Source organism: Mycobacterium sp. IDUB_21 (assembly GCF_055419425.1).
In genome coordinates this window covers 72,373-88,539 of record NZ_JBVAXQ010000011.1, presented here as the reverse complement: position 1 = coordinate 88,539, position 16,167 = coordinate 72,373, and the positions used below count along the sequence as shown (strand labels likewise).

16 protein-coding genes are annotated in these 16,167 nt (G+C 64.9%); 12 read left to right on the top strand and 4 right to left on the bottom strand.

Annotation, left to right across the window (positions count from 1 at the left end):
- Positions 1-12: 12 nt before the first annotated feature.
- The 3 genes from ACZYY4_RS16725 to ACZYY4_RS16715 are packed head-to-tail and all read right to left on the bottom strand — an operon-like array spanning position 13 to position 3,657.
- The gene (locus ACZYY4_RS16725) at positions 13-1,608 is read right to left on the bottom strand and encodes an acyl-CoA carboxylase subunit beta (RefSeq protein WP_463811116.1); all 1,596 of its coding nucleotides are present in this window, start codon (positions 1,606-1,608) and stop codon (positions 13-15) included.
- A 55-nt stretch (positions 1,609-1,663) separates the two neighbouring features.
- Positions 1,664-2,506 carry an amidohydrolase family protein gene (locus ACZYY4_RS16720; protein WP_463811115.1) on the bottom strand — a complete coding sequence of 281 codons (843 nt, stop codon included), beginning with the start codon at positions 2,504-2,506 and terminating at the stop codon, positions 1,664-1,666.
- Positions 2,506-3,657, bottom strand: a complete 1,152-nt coding sequence (locus tag ACZYY4_RS16715) for an acyl-CoA dehydrogenase family protein (protein ID WP_463811114.1) — start codon at positions 3,655-3,657, stop codon at positions 2,506-2,508. Before ACZYY4_RS16715 ends, ACZYY4_RS16720 begins: the two co-directional genes overlap by 1 nt.
- A gap of 156 nt (positions 3,658-3,813) precedes the next feature.
- On the opposite strand from ACZYY4_RS16715, the gene ACZYY4_RS16710 reads away from it, so the two are divergent.
- The 5 genes from ACZYY4_RS16710 (at position 3,814) to ACZYY4_RS16690 (ending at position 8,684) form a co-directional block, all read left to right on the top strand.
- Positions 3,814-5,421: a pyruvate, phosphate dikinase gene (locus tag ACZYY4_RS16710; protein ID WP_463811205.1), complete on the top strand. Its 1,608-nt coding sequence runs from the start codon at positions 3,814-3,816 to the stop codon at positions 5,419-5,421.
- A gap of 34 nt (positions 5,422-5,455) precedes the next feature.
- Positions 5,456-6,211: a FadR/GntR family transcriptional regulator gene (locus ACZYY4_RS16705; protein ID WP_463811113.1), complete on the top strand. Its 756-nt coding sequence runs from the start codon at positions 5,456-5,458 to the stop codon at positions 6,209-6,211.
- Between the two features lie 72 nt (positions 6,212-6,283).
- The gene (locus tag ACZYY4_RS16700) at positions 6,284-7,303 is read left to right on the top strand and encodes an acyl-CoA dehydrogenase family protein (RefSeq protein WP_463811112.1); all 1,020 of its coding nucleotides are present in this window, start codon (positions 6,284-6,286) and stop codon (positions 7,301-7,303) included.
- Positions 7,304-7,305: 2 nt separating this feature from the next.
- Positions 7,306-7,920 carry a hypothetical protein gene (locus ACZYY4_RS16695; RefSeq protein WP_463811111.1) on the top strand — a complete coding sequence of 205 codons (615 nt, stop codon included), beginning with the start codon at positions 7,306-7,308 and terminating at the stop codon, positions 7,918-7,920.
- Entirely contained in the window at positions 7,917-8,684 is a 768-nt protein-coding gene (locus ACZYY4_RS16690) for an enoyl-CoA hydratase-related protein (protein ID WP_463811110.1), read from the top strand. The genes ACZYY4_RS16695 and ACZYY4_RS16690 overlap by 4 nt, the downstream gene beginning before the upstream one ends.
- A 40-nt stretch (positions 8,685-8,724) precedes the next feature.
- Here the strand turns inward: ACZYY4_RS16690 and ACZYY4_RS16685 are convergent, their stop codons facing one another.
- Positions 8,725-9,567, bottom strand: a complete 843-nt coding sequence (locus ACZYY4_RS16685; RefSeq protein ID WP_463811109.1) for a mycofactocin-coupled SDR family oxidoreductase — start codon at positions 9,565-9,567, stop codon at positions 8,725-8,727.
- On the opposite strand from ACZYY4_RS16685, the gene ACZYY4_RS16680 reads away from it, so the two are divergent.
- The 7 genes from ACZYY4_RS16680 to ACZYY4_RS16650 all read left to right on the top strand — a co-directional run bounded on the left by ACZYY4_RS16680 (position 9,502) and on the right by ACZYY4_RS16650 (position 16,099).
- A complete protein-coding gene (locus ACZYY4_RS16680) occupies positions 9,502-10,890 on the top strand; it encodes a CaiB/BaiF CoA transferase family protein (RefSeq protein ID WP_463811108.1) in 1,389 nt (462 codons plus the stop codon). The genes ACZYY4_RS16685 and ACZYY4_RS16680 overlap by 66 nt on opposite strands.
- Positions 10,891-11,161: 271 nt before the next feature.
- Positions 11,162-12,676, top strand: a complete 1,515-nt coding sequence (locus ACZYY4_RS16675; protein WP_463811107.1) for a class I adenylate-forming enzyme family protein — start codon at positions 11,162-11,164, stop codon at positions 12,674-12,676.
- A 43-nt stretch (positions 12,677-12,719) separates the two neighbouring features.
- On the top strand, positions 12,720-13,616 hold the full coding sequence (locus ACZYY4_RS16670; protein WP_463811106.1) for an SDR family oxidoreductase: 897 nt from the start codon (positions 12,720-12,722) through the stop codon (positions 13,614-13,616).
- Positions 13,613-14,062: an FAS1-like dehydratase domain-containing protein gene (locus ACZYY4_RS16665; protein ID WP_463811105.1), complete on the top strand. Its 450-nt coding sequence runs from the start codon at positions 13,613-13,615 to the stop codon at positions 14,060-14,062. The genes ACZYY4_RS16670 and ACZYY4_RS16665 overlap by 4 nt, the downstream gene beginning before the upstream one ends.
- A complete protein-coding gene (locus ACZYY4_RS16660; protein ID WP_463811104.1) occupies positions 14,059-14,502 on the top strand; it encodes a MaoC/PaaZ C-terminal domain-containing protein in 444 nt (147 codons plus the stop codon). The genes ACZYY4_RS16665 and ACZYY4_RS16660 overlap by 4 nt, the downstream gene beginning before the upstream one ends.
- Complete coding sequence (locus tag ACZYY4_RS16655) at positions 14,499-14,900, top strand: Zn-ribbon domain-containing OB-fold protein (protein WP_463811103.1); 402 nt, start codon at positions 14,499-14,501, stop codon at positions 14,898-14,900. Before ACZYY4_RS16660 ends, ACZYY4_RS16655 begins: the two co-directional genes overlap by 4 nt.
- Positions 14,900-16,099: a thiolase C-terminal domain-containing protein gene (locus ACZYY4_RS16650; RefSeq protein ID WP_463811102.1), complete on the top strand. Its 1,200-nt coding sequence runs from the start codon at positions 14,900-14,902 to the stop codon at positions 16,097-16,099. The genes ACZYY4_RS16655 and ACZYY4_RS16650 overlap by 1 nt, the downstream gene beginning before the upstream one ends.
- Positions 16,100-16,167: the final 68 nt, after the last annotated feature.

The following is a 16,167-nucleotide window of genomic DNA, read 5'->3' as shown; positions in this document are numbered from 1 at the left end:
GAAAATCCCTTACTAGAAACGGAAGACGCCAAAACCGGAGGGCTGGCGCGTGCCCGGACGTTCGGTGTCGCGTGACATGGCGAATGCGACGGTCAGCGCGGCGCGACTGTCCCGCGGGTCGATGATGCCGTCGTCCCAGACGCGGCCGGTGGCATACAGCGCGGTGGACTCGGCGTCGATGCGGGCCTCGTCTTCGGCGCGTTGCGCCTGATCGGCCACCTCGTCGAACTCGATATTGCGCGACTGCGCCGAACGCTTACGCACAATGGACATCACGCCGGCGAGCTGGCGTCCGCCCATCACCGCGATGCGATGAGTCGGCCAGGTCAGCACCAACCGAGGACGGTAGGCGCGGCCGGCCATGGCATAGTTTCCCGCGCCGTAGCTGACCCCGACCATCAACGTCACATGCGGCACGCGCGAGTTGGACACCGCGTTGATGAGCTTGGCGCCGTCTTTGATGATCCCGCCCTTCTCGGCCGCGCTGCCCACCATGAACCCGGTGATGTTCTGCACGAACAGAATCGGGGTACCGAGTTGGTTGCACAGTTCGATGAACTGCGCACCCTTCTGTGACTCGGGGGAGAACAGGATGCCGTTGTTGGCCAGCACGCCGATCGGCATACCATTCAATTCGGCCCAGCCGGTTACCAGATTCGGCCCGTAGAGCGGTTTGAACTCGTCGAACTGCGAGGCGTCGACGATCCGAGCGATGACCTCGCGAATGTCGAACGGAGTCTTGGGATCTTCGGGCACGATGCCCAGTAGTTCGTCGGGGTCGTGTGCCGGCACCGGCCCACCGGGCAGTCGATCCGAAAGTCCGAAGCGGGAAATCACCGATCGGGCCTGCCGGAGGGCGTCCGGTTCATCGGCGGCGAGATAGTCCGCGAGCCCGGATACCCGGGCATGCATGTCGGCGCCGCCGAGTTCCTGTTCGCTGACATCCTCGTCGATCGCCATCTTGACCAGGGGCGGACCGCCGAGGAAGGCGTACCCGCGGTCCTTGACGAAGATGGTGTAGTCACTCATTCCGGGCAGGTAGGCCCCGCCCGCCGTGGAGGATCCGAAAACGACCGATACCGTGGGGATTCCGGCGGCCGACAACTCGGTCAGGCGGCGGAACTGCTCGCCGCCTGGGACGAAGATGTCGGCCTGCTTGTCCAGGTCAGCGCCGCCCGATTCAACCAGGGTGACCACCGGCAATCGGTTGGTCTCGGCGATGTCCATGGCGCGCAGGGTGCGGGCGATCGAGGTCGGCGACAGCGATCCGCCGCGCACGGTCGGATCGTTGGCGATCACCATGATCGCGCGCCCGTGGATTTCTGTGACTGCGGTGACCAGTCCGCCGCCGAGGGGATCTGTGGTGCCCCAGCCGGCCAGCGGTGAGAGTTCCATGACGAAGCCGTGGCGGTCGGCGAGCAGCGAAAGGCGTTCGCGTACCGGCAGTTTTCCGCGGTCACGGTGGCGCTGTACCGATGTGGCCGAGCCGCCCTCGGCAACCTGGCCGTGAAGATCGTCCACTTCGGCGAGCAGCGCCTCCATGCGCGAGCGGGCCCTGCGGTAGGGCTCGCTCGACGGGTTCACCTCGGTGGTGAGAAGGGGCACCATTCCTCCAAAGTCGATAACCTGGTTATATAAAAGAATGTGCGTCGAAGCAAGCCCATCACTCTTGTAGCGCGAACGCCTCCACTGCGTTGTCGTGCAGGAATAGCCGACGCACCTCTGGTTTGAGGTCCAACGCGTCTAAGCCGTCCAGGGCAGCTTCGAACGTCAGAATCGGCCAGTCGCTGGCCCAGATGCACTTGCGGCGGCCGTAGGTGCGCAGGAAGTGCACGAAGGCGGCGGGGTAGTACTTCGGCAGATGCGCGCTGGTGTCGATGTAGACATTCGGGTGTTTGGCGGCCACGGCGATCATTTCCTCGGTCCACGGCCAACCGATGTGTCCCGCGACGATGCGCAATTCCGGGAAGTCGATCGCGATCCGGTCGATGTGACCGGGCCGGCCGGTCTCGGAGGTATAGGTCGACGGGCCGGTGCCACCCACCTGGATCTGCAGGGTGATGTCGAGTTCGGTGCAGGCCGCGTAGAGCGGGTACCACTGTGCCGCGGTGGGTAGCTTGTCGAGGATGAATGGTTCGAGCTTGAGTCCCTTGAAACCGTAATCGCCCACCAGTCGGCGAAGTTCGCGGACGGCGGGCATGACGCCGTCCACCGACCACGGGTTGACGTTCGCGACGCCGATCAACCGGTCCGGGTAGCGCCGCACGGCCTCGAGGACGTCCTCGTTCGGGATCAACGGGCCCGCCGAACACAGCGCCTTGCTGATGTTGTTGGCGTCCATCTCCTCAATGAGGGTCTCCAGCGGCATCCCGGTGCGCAGTCGGGCGCCGTGCTGCATGCGGTCGGCCAGGGTCATGTTTCGCTCGGGCATCTTGGCCACCGTGTCCGGCAGCCAAGGCTGCAACCATGCGTCGATGATCGGCGCTGGGTCGTTGTCGGTCATCATCAGCCTTTCGGTAGTCCGAGCACGCGCTCGGCGATCATGGTCTTGACGATCTCGTCCGTGCCGCCAGCGATATGGAACGCGGGTGCCGACAGCACGACCAGTCGCCAGTCATCAAGGGCGGGATCGGGTTTGGAGAGGTCATTACCCAGTCTCTTGGCCACCGCATCAGCAATCTGCGAGGCGACCTTGCCGGTTGCGAGTTTGGCAAGCGCGGCCTCGGGCCCCGGTGATTGACCCGCCACCAGGCGGTGGTGTATCCCGGCCTCGAACGCGGCCAGCGCCCGCTGATCGATCACCGCGTCGATGAAGGTATCGCGGGCGACGCTGTCGTCCCAACCTAGTGCGCCGGCCTGCCGCACCAGACGGCCCAGTGATCGGCCGAAGCTGGAGAATCGCTCGAATCCCAGGGTGGTCATGGCGACGGCCCAACCCCCGCCGACCTCACCGAGCACCGCATCGGCGGGCATATCCACATCATCGAAGAAGACCTCTGAGAAGGACGCCCCGCCGGTCATCTGCTTGAGCGGGCGCACATCGATGCCCGGGGTGGACATGTCCACCACAAATGCGGTTAGTCCCTTGTGGCGCGATTGAGTCGGATCGCTGCGGGCGATCAGGTAGCCGTACTGCGCGTGCCGTGCCTCCGATGTCCATACCTTCTGACCGTTGATCCGCCAACCGGTCTCGGTGCGTACCGCCTTGGTGGCCACCCCGGCCAGATCGCTGCCGGCGCCGGGCTCACTGAACAACTGGCACCACACCTCATCACCGCGCAGGATGGCCTCGCAGTGCTTCTTCTGCTCGCCATTGCCGACCGCCAGCAGCGTCGGACCCACCATCTCAAGCGTCACGCCGAACAGTCCACGCGGAATCTCGTACTCGGCCTCCAGATCTGCCCAGGCCAGGGCGTAGGCCGACGGCAGATCCTGGCCACCGACCTCACGCGACCAGGTGAGGCCGGCGAATCCGTTGTCGAAGAGCAACCGTTGCCAGGCGACGCAGTCGGCCCGGAAATGCTCGGGGTCCCGCAGGTAGCGGAACTGCGCGTACATGGCATCGGGAAAGCCGTCGGGCCGATGCTCGGCGTGAGCGTCGAGGAATACCTTGGCCTGTTGGCGGAAGGTATCGAGCGAAGGCGGTTGGGGTTCCATCACACTCCGTACAGTCTGGGGCGGTGACACTTGGCACTTAATTACTAACCTGGTTATATGATAGTGATATCACGTCGCACCGAGGAGTCGTAAGTGAGTTCTCCGTTGTTCACTCCGGACGGGCAGCCCGCCGTCGATCTACTCGACGAAGGGCAGTTGGTCGTTCGCCTCGACGGAGCCCGTATCTATTCTCGGCAGCTGGTTGGCGGCAAGGCCCATGGTCTCTCGAAAATCCGTGCTGCGGGTCTGCCAACTCCGCCGGCCTTCACGGTCACCGTCGACGCCTGCCGGCAGTACTTCGAGGCTCCCGACGATCTTCTTAGGCGGTTGCGGCCGCAAGTGCGCGAAGGTTTGTCCTGGCTGGAAACGCAGTCCGGTCACGCGTTCGGGCAAGGACCGGTGCCGCTTCTGGTCTCGGTGCGCAGCGGCGCACCGGCCAGCATGCCCGGGATGATGGATACCGTGCTGAATCTCGGCATCAATAATGAGGTCGAGCAGATGCTGGCGGCAAAGTGTGGCGCCGAGTTCGCTGCCGACACCCACGCCCGATTCCGCGAGTTGTACCGCCAGGTCGTCGATCCGCGGGACGGTGTGGTGCCCGCGGATCCATGGGACCAGTTGCGTGGTGCGGTTACCGCAGTCTTCGAGTCGTGGAATTCGCCGCGGGCGGTGGCCTACCGGCGCCACCACAACCTGGAAGGCAAGATGGCAGGTACATCGGTCACGGTGCAGGCCATGGTATTCGGCAATCTCGATGACCAGTCCGGCACTGGTGTGCTCTTCAGCCGTAACCCCCTGACCGGAGAAAACGTCCCCTACGGCGAGTGGCTGCCACGGGGCCAGGGCGAAGATGTGGTCAGCGGCAAGTTTGACCCGATGCCACTGACGGCACTCGCCGACCACCATCCAGAAATTCACCGAGAACTGTTAGAGGCGGCCCGCTGGCTGGAAAACGATGGAGCCGATATCCAAGACATCGAGTTCACAGTCGAGGCGGGCGAGCTGTACCTGCTGCAGACCAGGGCTGCAAAAAGGTCGGCGCAGGCTGCTGTTTCGGTTGCGGTGGCACTTCAGCGCCAAGGGCTGATCAATATTGACCAGGCATTGTCCCGAGTGACACCGGCTCAGCTGGAAACCCTTCTGACGCCGGTGATCGAGCCGGCGGCGATGGCAGCGGCCACCGTAGTGGCCCGCGGGCTGCCGGCCAGCCCGGGTGTCGGTGCCGGCCGGGTGGTTACCGACAGCGACAGTGCCGAAGACTCCGCCGACGAAGGTGAGCATGTCGTGCTCTCCCGGGTGACGACCAGCCCCGATGATGTCGGCGGGATGATCGCCGCCCAGGCCGTTATCACCGAACAGGGGGGCTCGACATCGCATGCCGCCGTAGTCAGCCGGGAACTGCACACTCCCTGCGTGGTGGGGTGTGGCAAGGGGGCGCTGGCCGACCTCGCAGGCAGCATGGTCACCGTCGACGGGGCGAGCGGCCAAGTGTTTGCTGGCCTGTTACCGATGACTAGTCCTTCTGAGGACGCCGACCCGAACATGGCGGTGCTACTGGAGTGGGCCCGACAGCGCTGCTCGGTCGAGGTCCATCAAGCCGGTACCCCACAGGTTGAGGGCCTGCCGACGGTCGATCACCGTGATATCGCAGGGGTGCTCAGCGCCGTCGATTCGGGACAGCGGGCGGTGGCTGCTGAGCATCCGCTCCCGGTGTTGCTGACATTGCTGGCACGGTCTCGAAGCACCGACAGCGGTATCCACTAACCAGGATTCCTATTTGGATGCGAGAATGATTCCCGTGTATTCCGACAGCGAGGCCATTTCGCACCCAACCGCGGGCCAACTGGTGGCGGACAACATCCGCCGGAAGATCATTCTGGGCGAGTTCCGGGATGGCGATTTCCTGCCCAACGAGGCGCATTTGCTTACCCAGTACGGAGTGTCGAGGCCGGTGCTGCGTGAGGCCATACGCATTCTTCAGTCCGAGTCGCTGCTGACTATCCGCCGCGGCAGCAAGGGTGGAGCCCGGGTCAATGCGCCGCGCCCCGAGCCGGTCGCGCGGCAGGCCGGAGGGCTGTTGCAATACGGTCACACCACGGTGTTCGACGTATTTCGCGCGCGAGCCATCATCGAGCCACCTGCGGTGCGCTTGCTCACCGAAAACGCCACGGCCAGTACGGCTCAGCGCCTCCGCGAGGCACTCGAGCTGGAATCCGAAAGCATCAACGACTCACGTCGGTGGGGCAAAATTCATGCGGACTTTCACACCTTGGTGGTCGAGCTGTCGGGCAGCAACACGCTAGCGCTGTTCGCGAACATCATGTCCGAAATCACCACGGCGCACACCCAGGCTGTATGGCAGCACGCGACCGACGACGCGCAGAAGCGGACCGATGCCGAACTCGCTCATCGGGTGCACCGCAAACTTGTGAGTCTGGTCGAGGAGGGTAAATCCGCTGACGCCGAGATGCTTTGGCGTCGTCACCTCGAGGAGACGACTGAGAAGATGCTCTCAAATCAGGGACAACGTGAGTTGCTCGACCTGATTGACTGATCCCCCTGCAGCTCTTTGGGTTAACCTGGTTATACTTTTCTCTGATCGTATCGGCTGGAGGAGAGTGATGACGTGAGCTCAGACCTGCTCGACGACCTGCGCCGGGCCACTCGGCAAGCCCTGTCCAGTGGGGGCGACCACGATGTCGTCGACCAACTGGACCTTGCCGGTCTGCTGCTCGACGCCGCACACGGCGGACTCGGCATGACCGAACGCGAAATGGTCCTCGTCGGCGAAGAGCTCGGCCGCAACCCCGTGGCGTCTTCCTTTCTGCCCGCGGTGGTGCTGGCCACCACGCTGCTGGCCGAGGCCGGTGCGACCGACCTGCTGGCATCGGCGGCCGAAAAGCGCCATGCTGTTGCCCTGACCGGGTTCGTCGACGCTTCGCCGGACGCGGTCACCGCGTCGAAATCGATCGCGGGACAGTACGTCCTGCAAGGGGCGGCTTGGGCGTTGACCACACCTGAGCCTGCTGAGGCGCTGCTGATCGCTGTCGCCGTCGACGGGGCCACTGCGCTGCTGGTGGCAGACGGCGCCGACGTGACGCTCACTCCCGCCAACGAGTTGGACCCGCAACGCGGTCTGGTGCACGTGGTGCTGGACCAGGCGCCGGCCCGGCTGGTAGCCGAAGCGGACAGTGCGACGGCGGCACTGCAGGCTGCCTACCGGCGGGCCCTGCTGGCGGTGAGCGCCGAGCAACTCGGCGTGGCTCGAGTCTGTCTGGAGATATCGGTCGACTACGCCAAGACCCGAACCCAGTTCGGTGTACCGATCGGATCGTTCCAGGCGATCAAACACCGACTAGCCGAAACTTTGCTCGATGTAGAGATGGCCGCAGGCGTACTGGAGCAGGCGGTGAGCAACCGTAGCTTCGATGACGCCGAGTTGGCGTTCGTCGTCGGCACTCGCGCGGCGATCTCGGCCGCCGAATCCTGTATTCACATTCACGGTGGTACCGGCTTCACCTGGGAGCACTCCGCGCACTGGTATCTGCGACGCGCACGGGTGAACGCCACCCTGCTGGGCTCCGCCGATGCGCATCGTGAGTCCATCGCAGCCTCAGTCGGTATCACTTCGAGCAAGGAAAGCTGATCATGATCGACGAACTGACCATCCTGCGGCTCGTTGCCATCAAGGGGCGCGTAACCGCCGATGCAATCGCCGGCAGCCTGGGTGCCGATGCGGCCCGGGTTCAGGCCCAATTGGATGACTTCGCCGAACGGGGGCTATTCAAGAACACGCCGATGGGTTACCGGATCACACCGGTGGGGCGCGAGCGCTGCACCGAACTGGTGGTCGCCGAACACCAGGGTGCTGACGCGGCGGTTGTGGCAGAGATCTACGGTGCCTTCACTGAGCACAACACCGAGCTCAAGGCGATCATCACTGATTGGCAGACTCGCGGCCCCGATCAGCCCAACGACCACACCGACGCAGCATACGACGCCGAGGTTCTGCGACGGCTGCTGGGACTGCACCAGCAGTTACTGCCGCTGGTCGACCAAATCTGCAGTGCCGCGCCGCGATTGACTCACTATCGGGCCCGGCTGGCCAAGGCCGCGGACGCGGTGGCCGCCGGCGACAACAACTACGTGTCCAAGCCCATTCTGGACAGCTATCACACGGTTTGGTTCGAACTGCATGAAGACCTGATCGGGTTGGCCGGCTTGACGAGAGCCGAAGAGGCAGAGGCGGGCCGCGGCGCGTGAGCCTGGTCAACGTCGAGCGAAGCGGTGGTGTGGCTCGGCTGATTCTGGACTCGCCATCGAATCGCAACGCGCTCTCGGCTCAACTGCGCACCGAGCTTTACGCGGCACTTCGTGCTGCCGCCGCTGACGATGGCGTGCGCAGCGTTGTGTTGAGCCACGCCGGAACCGTCTTCTGTTCGGGCGCGGATCTCAAGGAAGCGCGCGGTGATCCAGCGGAACCGGGTACCCCGACAGTTCCGCAGATTCTTGTCGAGATCTGGCGCACGCCCAAGCCGGTCATCGCCGTTCTGGACGGGGTGGCACGAGCCGGCGGACTGGGCCTGGTAGCGGCATGCGATCTGGTGCTTGCCAGCAGCGAGATGAGTTTCGCGTGTACCGAGGTACGGATCGGGGTGGTGCCCGCGGTGATCTCCGCGGTGATGCGCCCCAGGATGTCGAGTGCAGCGATCCACCAGCTGTATATGACCGGGCTGCCGCTGTCCGCGCAGTGGGCACAGCAGGCCGGGCTAGTCGATGTCGTGGCTGAACCCGATCGGCTTGATGACGAAGTGCGGCGGTACACCGACGCATTCAGCGTGGCGGCGCCGCGGGCTCTGGCTGCCACCAAGCGGCTGTCGCGAAGCGATGACGCGATCGCGCGGCTGGAGACAGAACTTGCCGTCCTGGAGAAGCTATCTGCCCGCTACTTCGCCTCCGATGAGGGGCGTGAGGGCCTCGCTGCTTTCGTCGAGAAGCGTCCGCCACGGTGGGCAGAGGTGTCCTAGCTTTCCGGTCGACGGGATGCCAGGGCGCCTCTCGGTGCCGTCAGATCTTGAGCAGTGCTCCGCCGTCGACCGGCAGTTGCAGCCCGGTGACGTAACGGGATTCGTCCGAGGCCAGGAACACCACCGCATTGGCGATGTCATCGGGCTCGACGTAGGGGATGGGCATCGACTGCATGTGCGGGAACGCCTCTTCGGCGTCGGCGCGGGTCGGCTCGGCCAGGTCCTTGCGGAATGCTTTGTACATCGGCGGGCTGTGCAGCATGTCGGTGTTGCAGTTCGTCGGATGGACCGCATTGACGCGGATGCCCTGTGCAGCGACCTGCCGGGCCAGCACCACGACATAGTCGGTGATGAATTGCTTGGCCAGACCGTAGCCGGCTCCGCCTGGCCCGTTGCCCGGGTTGCTCACTGCATTGGGCAGCATCGCCGCGACCGAGCCGGTGGCGATGATAGACCCACCAGGCGAAATCAGTGGTAGTGCAACGTGAATGGTGTTCAACACGCCGACCAGGTCGACATCGACTGCATCGGCGAACGCGGTGACCGGATAATCGGGTCCGATCGGACAGATTCCGGCATTGGCCACGACGATATCGAGGCCGCCAAGGGCCTCGACAGCCGATTGAATGGCCTTCTCCATCGAGTGTCGGTCGCGCACATCGACGATTGCAGGGACGGCGCGCCGCTCGAACTTCTCGACCATCCGCACCGTCTCATCGAGGTCTTCCGGCGTGGCCATCGAGTAGCCGACACCGGGGATGTCGGCGCAGACATCGATCAGGATGACGTCGGCACCTTCCTCGGCGAGCCGGATCGCATGGTGCCGGCCCTGGCCGCGCGCAGCCCCGGTGATCAGCGCCTTCTTTCCCTGAACTCGCCCCATCGCAGACCTCTCTCCACAGCTTCAACGTCCGAACACATCAAATTATATGACGTGGTTAGTCTATTATGGTCACGCTGCCTACGCGAGGAGAAACGTCACATGCCCGGGGTCATGGATGGCATTCGTGTCATCGAGCTCGCAACGTGGGGATTCATCCCATCGGCCGGTGTGGCGCTGGCAGATTGGGGTGCCGAGGTAATCAAAGTGGAGCACCCGATCCACGGTGACCCGATGCGGGGGCTGGTCAGTGGAGCGCTGGCGGCGAAGGGGCAACGGCCGGTTCCGTTCATGTTCGAGACGTTCAGCCGTAACAAGGCCAGCGTGGGTATCGATCTCACGACCGAGGCAGGTCGAGAGGCGCTGCTTCGCCTTGTTGCCTCTGCCGACGTATTCCTGACGAATTACCTCGAGCCAGTGCGCAAGAAGCTGCGGGTCGACGTCGATGACCTGCTCGCAGTCAACCCCCGGTTGGTGTACGCCCGCGGAAGTGGTTTGGGTCCGAAGGGTGACGAGGCCGCAACCGGTGGATTTGACCTGGCTTCGTACTGGTCTCGAGGTGGTGTGGGCTACGTGAGTACCGACGCCGAAGCGGACTATCCGCCTCCGATGCCGGGCGCGGCCTTCGGCGACCTGCAGTCGGGTCTTTACGCAGCGGGCGGTGTGGCGGCGGCGCTGCTGGGTCGCGAGCGCACGGGCCAGTCCCAAGTTGTCGATGTCAGCCTGCTGGGAGCAGCGGTGTGGGGCACCGCCCCGCACATCGCAGCAACATCGTGTTATGACATCGACGCGATGCCACGGGGTGATCACCACTCGGCGCACAACCCGATCAGCAATACCTATCGCACGAAAGACGGCCGGTTCGTCGCGCTGGTGATGCTCGAGTCGGACCGCTTCTGGGCGCCACTGGTCGAACTGGCGGGCCGGCCGGAGCTGGCCGGAGATCCCCGGTTTCGTGACGCCTCCGCTCGGGCCGCCAACAATGTCGCCTGCATCGCCGAGTTGGATGCCCTGTTCTCGCAACGCACCGCTACCGAATGGTCGGAGCTGCTCGGACGCCAGCGCGGCGTTTGGGCGCTGGTACAGACCCCACGCGAACTCGCGTCCGATCCCCAGGTGTGCGCCAACGGATATGTGGGAGCCGTGCGGCGAGACGATGATGTCGCCGTCTCGGTGGCGATGGCGCCGATCCAGTTTGAAGGGGCTGCCGCGCCGCAGCCGATTGCGGCGCCCGAGCTCGGTGCCGATACCGACCGGTTGCTGCTCGATCTCGGCTACGACTGGGACGAACTGGTCCAGATGAAGGTCGAGGGGGCCATCACCTGACGCATGTCGGGGGAGTGGCACGTATCTGGGACTGTTGCGGTATCGCCCGGTTGTTCTTGTTTGCGCAGTAGTGAAAACAACTGCCCTGCAGTGGTTGTCGTGGCTGGTCGGCGCCGGCGGTCGTCGTCGGGCGGTGGGCGGCTACCTGTGGGTGCGTCGGGATCGGACGGCTGAGCGGCTTCCCAGACCCAGGGAATTTTGTTAAGCTAACCTGGTTATATTATTCTGCTTGTTCGACGAACATTGCACTGCGCTTGGTGAGGGTGTCTGGATGGATTTGATCGAAACGATGCGGTTGCGCATGCGCGCTGTGGATAGCGAGCCGCTACTGTGCTATCGCGGCGAATGGCGGAGTCGAAGTGAATTCGCAGCTGCAGCAACGTATATCGACGACATTCTCAGGAACAACGGCGTCCTTCGGGGTGATCCTGTGGGCATTTTCATGCGCAACCGACCGGGACTGGTGGCCGCGCTGACCGTCGTGCTCGCCACCGAGCGCCCGCTCGTGGTACTCAACCCGGCGACGCCCGACGGTGCGATCGGCGACGACGTGTTGGCGCTGCGTCCGGCGGCCGTGCTTGCCGACGCCGAAGACTGGTCGCGTCCGGAACTCGTCAAGGCGGTCTCCGCCTGTGGCGCCCTGGGCATCCAGGTTGACGTACCTTCGGGCGTTGATCCGCCGGCAACCGTAGTGACGCTCAGGACCGATACGCCGTGTGCTGTCATTGACGAGGGCGTTGCCATTCTGATGCCGACCAGCGGGACAACCGGTCCGCCCAAACGCATCCCCCTGCAGTACAAGGAGATCGAGCAGGCGCTCGATGGGGCGCAGGAGCATTACATGGCGGGCAGTGCCCGTGCGGGCAGTGTCCGCGGCGGTGGCGTCCAGATCATTTCGCTGCCGTCGACCAATATCAGCGGACTGTGGGCGATCATCACCGCACTCAGTGGTGGCGGTCGCGCATTGCTGCAGGACAAGTTCGAGCCGCTGGCCTGGTCCGAGGCGGTCGCCGAGTATCGGCCGCGCTCGGTCTCGCTGCCACCCGCTGCGCTGCGCATGGTCCTCGACGCCGGAGTGGAACCGGCCAAACTGGCCAGCCTCAAGGCGGTGTGGGCCGGCGCGGCTCCGACGGGGGCCGATCTGGCCTTGCAATTCGAAGAGACCTACGGCTGCCCGGTACTGCTCAGTTATGGCGCGACCGAGTTCACCGGCGGCATCACCGGCTGGTCTCTCAAGGACTGGCAGCAGTGGAACGACACCAAGCGCGGCAGTGTCGGACGGGCGCATCCGGGCGTGGAGATCTCGGTGGTCGACGCGGCCACCGGTGAACTGCTCGAGCCGGGCGAACAGGGCATTTTCCAAATTCGTTCTGCACAGGCATCCGGAGGCAACGCGCAGTGGGTGCGCACCAACGACCTCGGCAGTGTTGACTCCGACGGCTTCGTTTGGATCCATGGCCGCGCGGACGACGTCATCAATCGCGGCGGCTTCAAGATCTTCCCGGCCGAAGTCGAGGACTGTCTGGAAGCACATCCCCAGGTGCGCGAGGCCGTGGTCTTCGGTGTCGCAGACGAGCGGTTGGGCGAGGTGCCCGTCGCCGTCGCAGTAACTGCCGGAGAGGTCTCGGCCGAGGATCTGATCTCCTGGACGCGGACCCGACTGCCCGGTTACAAAGTGCCGACGCGAGTGCAACTCACCGATGCGATTCCACGGAACTCGGCGATGAAGATCCTCCGGAGGCAGGTTCGTGAGAAGTTCGAATTATCTATGACAGCAACGCAATAGATGCGGATCTGATAAACAAAGGAGCCCGACAGTGCAGTCCGACATGACTGACCGCGTCGTCGTCATCACGGGAGCCGGCAACGGCCTCGGGCGCGCACACGCACTTGCTTTCGCGCAAGCCGGTGCCGCGGTCGTGGTCAACGACCTCGGCGGAAGCCGCGACGGCAACGGCGGGTCCACCGGTCCCGCTCAGCAGGTAGTTGATGAGATCATCGCTGCGGGTGGCCGGGCCGCAGCCAACACCGACGACATCAGCACCTGGAATGGCGCCAAGTCACTGATCGATCAGGCCGTGGACACGTTCGGCAAACTCGATGTCCTCGTCAACAACGCCGGGATCCTGCGTGACCGCATGCTGACCTCGATGTCGGAAGCCGAGTGGGACGCCGTGATCGCCGTGCATCTCAAAGGCGTGTTCTGCCCGACCCGTCACGCTGCCGAATACTGGCGCAACCAATCCAAGGCCGGCGCTCCGGTCGACGCCCGCGTCATCAACACCACGTCGCCATCGGGATTATTCGGCGCGCCGGGCCAAAGCAACTACGGTTCGGCAAAAGCCGGGATCGCCGGATTCACCGTCATCACCGCGATGGAATTGGCTCGCTACGGCGTCACCGTCAACGCGGTTGCGCCGACGGCGTTGACGCGACTGACCGACGATGTCCCGGCCATGCACGATCTGGCAGCGTCGACCGACATGGCACCGGAAGGCGTGTCGCCGCTGGTGTTGTGGTTGGCCGGTCCTGCAGCGCGCGGGGTGACCGGCCGGGTGCTGGCGGCCATCGGCGGCACCGTGGCGGTGGTCGACGGTTGGGCCTACGGACCGGAGATCCACAGCGCCGAACGGTGGACGGTGGAGCGGCTGGATCAGGAAATGCCCAGGCTGCTGGACAAAGCGCTGCCGGGCGCCGACATTACCGGACACCGACCGGACCGATGAGTACATCCACCAGTCACCCCGCCGAAAAGCTGATTGGCACAGTCCTTTTCAGCTACGAAATGCCCATCGAGCGCGGCAAGATCCGCGAGTTCGCCGCGGCCACCGGGGCCACCGACCCGGCCTACCAAACAGCGAATCCGCCGGTGCCGCCGACCTTCATGGCCACCAGCATGCACTGGGAACCTCAGGACCCGCCGCTGGCGACCCTGCTGGGCCTGAACCTCAGCCGGGTTCTGCAGGGCGGTCAGGAATACACCTTCGCCGGCCCGCTGCCGCGGGCCGGCGACAGCCTGCACGCGGAGACCTCGGTGGAATCGGTCACCGAAAAGCACAGCAGCCGCGGTGGTGCGATGACGATGATCGTGGTGCTCACCCGATTCACCCGACCCGCAGGCAGCTTGGCCGTCGAGGGCCGCGCGACGGTGATCGAGCGAGCTGAATCATGACCGCGCCGGCACAGTTCAGCGTCGGGACGGTACTGCCCGAACGGCGCTTCGGTCCGCAGACGCACACCGACATCATTCGGTATCAGGGTGCCAGCGGTGACTTCAACCCGATCCATCACGACCCCGAATTCGCCCGGTCGGCGGGCATGCCGGGGGTGTTCAGCGTCGGCATGCTGCAGGCGGGCTATCTGGGCAGCTACTGCGTGGACCTGTTCGGCGCCACCAGCGTCCGCCGGCTCGCGGTCCGGTTCGCTGAGCAGGTGTGGCCCGGCGACGAGCTGGTGTGCCGGGGCAACGTCACCTCGGTGACGCCCACCGATGACGGCCATACCGCCGAGATCGATCTGGCTATTTCGCGCAGTATCGGGGGCGTGGCTGTGTCCGCTTCGGCCACGGTCCTCCTTCCGTCCGGTGCCGCACATGAAAGGCCGACCGCATGACCGATCAGGTGATACCCGTCGTTGATTACCTCGTGCTCGGCGACAGCCCGCATCTGGCGGGCTTCCGCTGCGCGGACTGCGACGCCGTCTACTTGCTGCGCCGATCCGCGTGCTCCCGATGCGGCGGTGCGGAACTCGGCGAGCGCGTCGACCTCGGCGATGTCGGTGTAGTGACGGCGGCGACGGTGGTTCATCGCGCACCCGAAGGTGTGCAGACCCCGTTCGTCAGCGGCGTGGTGGCACTCGATAGTGGTGGCTACGTGCGAACCAACCTGACGGGCGCCGCCGAGGATCCGGTGGCGGCGGTCGGCCGGCGCGCGTCGATGCGCACCAGGTCGATCGGAACCGACAGTCGCGGGGTTGAAGCGGTGGCTTACGAATTCGAGGTGCAGAAATAATGACGGACACCGTGTGGATCGTCGGCGCGGCCATGACCAAGTTCGGCCGCTTCCCCGACGCCGACCTGGTCGACCTGGGTGCCAGTGCCGCTCGCGCCGCGTTGGCCGACAGTGGCACCACCATTCATCAAATGCATACGGTTGCCGTCGGTAATGTCTTCGAGGGGATTACCGGGGTAGGGCAGCGGATCATGCATCAGATCGGGCAGACGGGCGCACCCGTCTACAACGTGTCCAACGCATGCGCGACCGGCGCGACCGCGCTACGCACTGCGTTGCTCTCGTTGCGCGCCGGCGAGGGAGACCTGGCACTGGCCATCGGGTGCGAACAGCTCGGCAAGCGGGGTCTGCTGGCGGCCGGTGAAGAGCCGCGCGGGTCGGAGTTCAGCCCGCGCGGCCGCGATGGCGCGGTCGTCGAACCCGAAGGTGTGATCGGTAGTGCCCTGATGCCCTCGGTGTTCGCCGAGGCCGGCGTCGCCTACCTGGCGCGCAACGCCGAGGCCACCGTCGAGCACTTCTACAAGGTGGCGCAGAAGAATCACCTGAACTCCACGCTGAACCCGCTGGCCCAGTACCGCAAGGAATTCAGTCTCGAGCAGATCGCCGGCGGTGACGTGATCGCGTATCCGAACACGGCGCTGATGTGCTCGCCGACCGGTGACGGCGCCGCGGCGGTGGTACTGGCCACCGATGCCGCCCTGAGCAAGCTCGACCCCGGCGTGCGCGACCGCGCGGTCAAGGTCAGCGCGTCGGTGTTGGTCAGCGATCCCTGGGTCGAGCAGGCCGAAGCGTCGTGGGACGTGGACACCGTCACCCAGGATGCGGCGCAGCAGGCCTACGAGGCGGCCGGCATCGGGCCGGCAGATCTGGACATGGTCGAACTGCACGACTGCTTCGCCACAGCGGAACTGGTGCACTACGAGAATCTGGGTCTGTGCGAACCGGGCGGTGCGGCGGGCTTCCTGGATTCCGGGGCGCCGTGGCGCGGCGGCAAGACGCCGGTCAACATCTCCGGCGGCCTGTTGTCGAAGGGGCACCCGTTGGGTGCCACCGGTATCGCCGGCGTCTTCGAGGTCGTCACGCACCTGCGCGGAGAGGCTGGTGACCGGCAGATCGACGGTGCCAAGGTCGGGTTGGCGCATGTCCTGGGACTGGGCAGTGCGTGTGCCGTGCATGTGCTCGAACGCCGGGCGGGTTGATCGTCCGCGACCCCTTTCGGACGCGACGTTTCGGCACTAGACTAGAAAACAATAACCAGGTTATACAA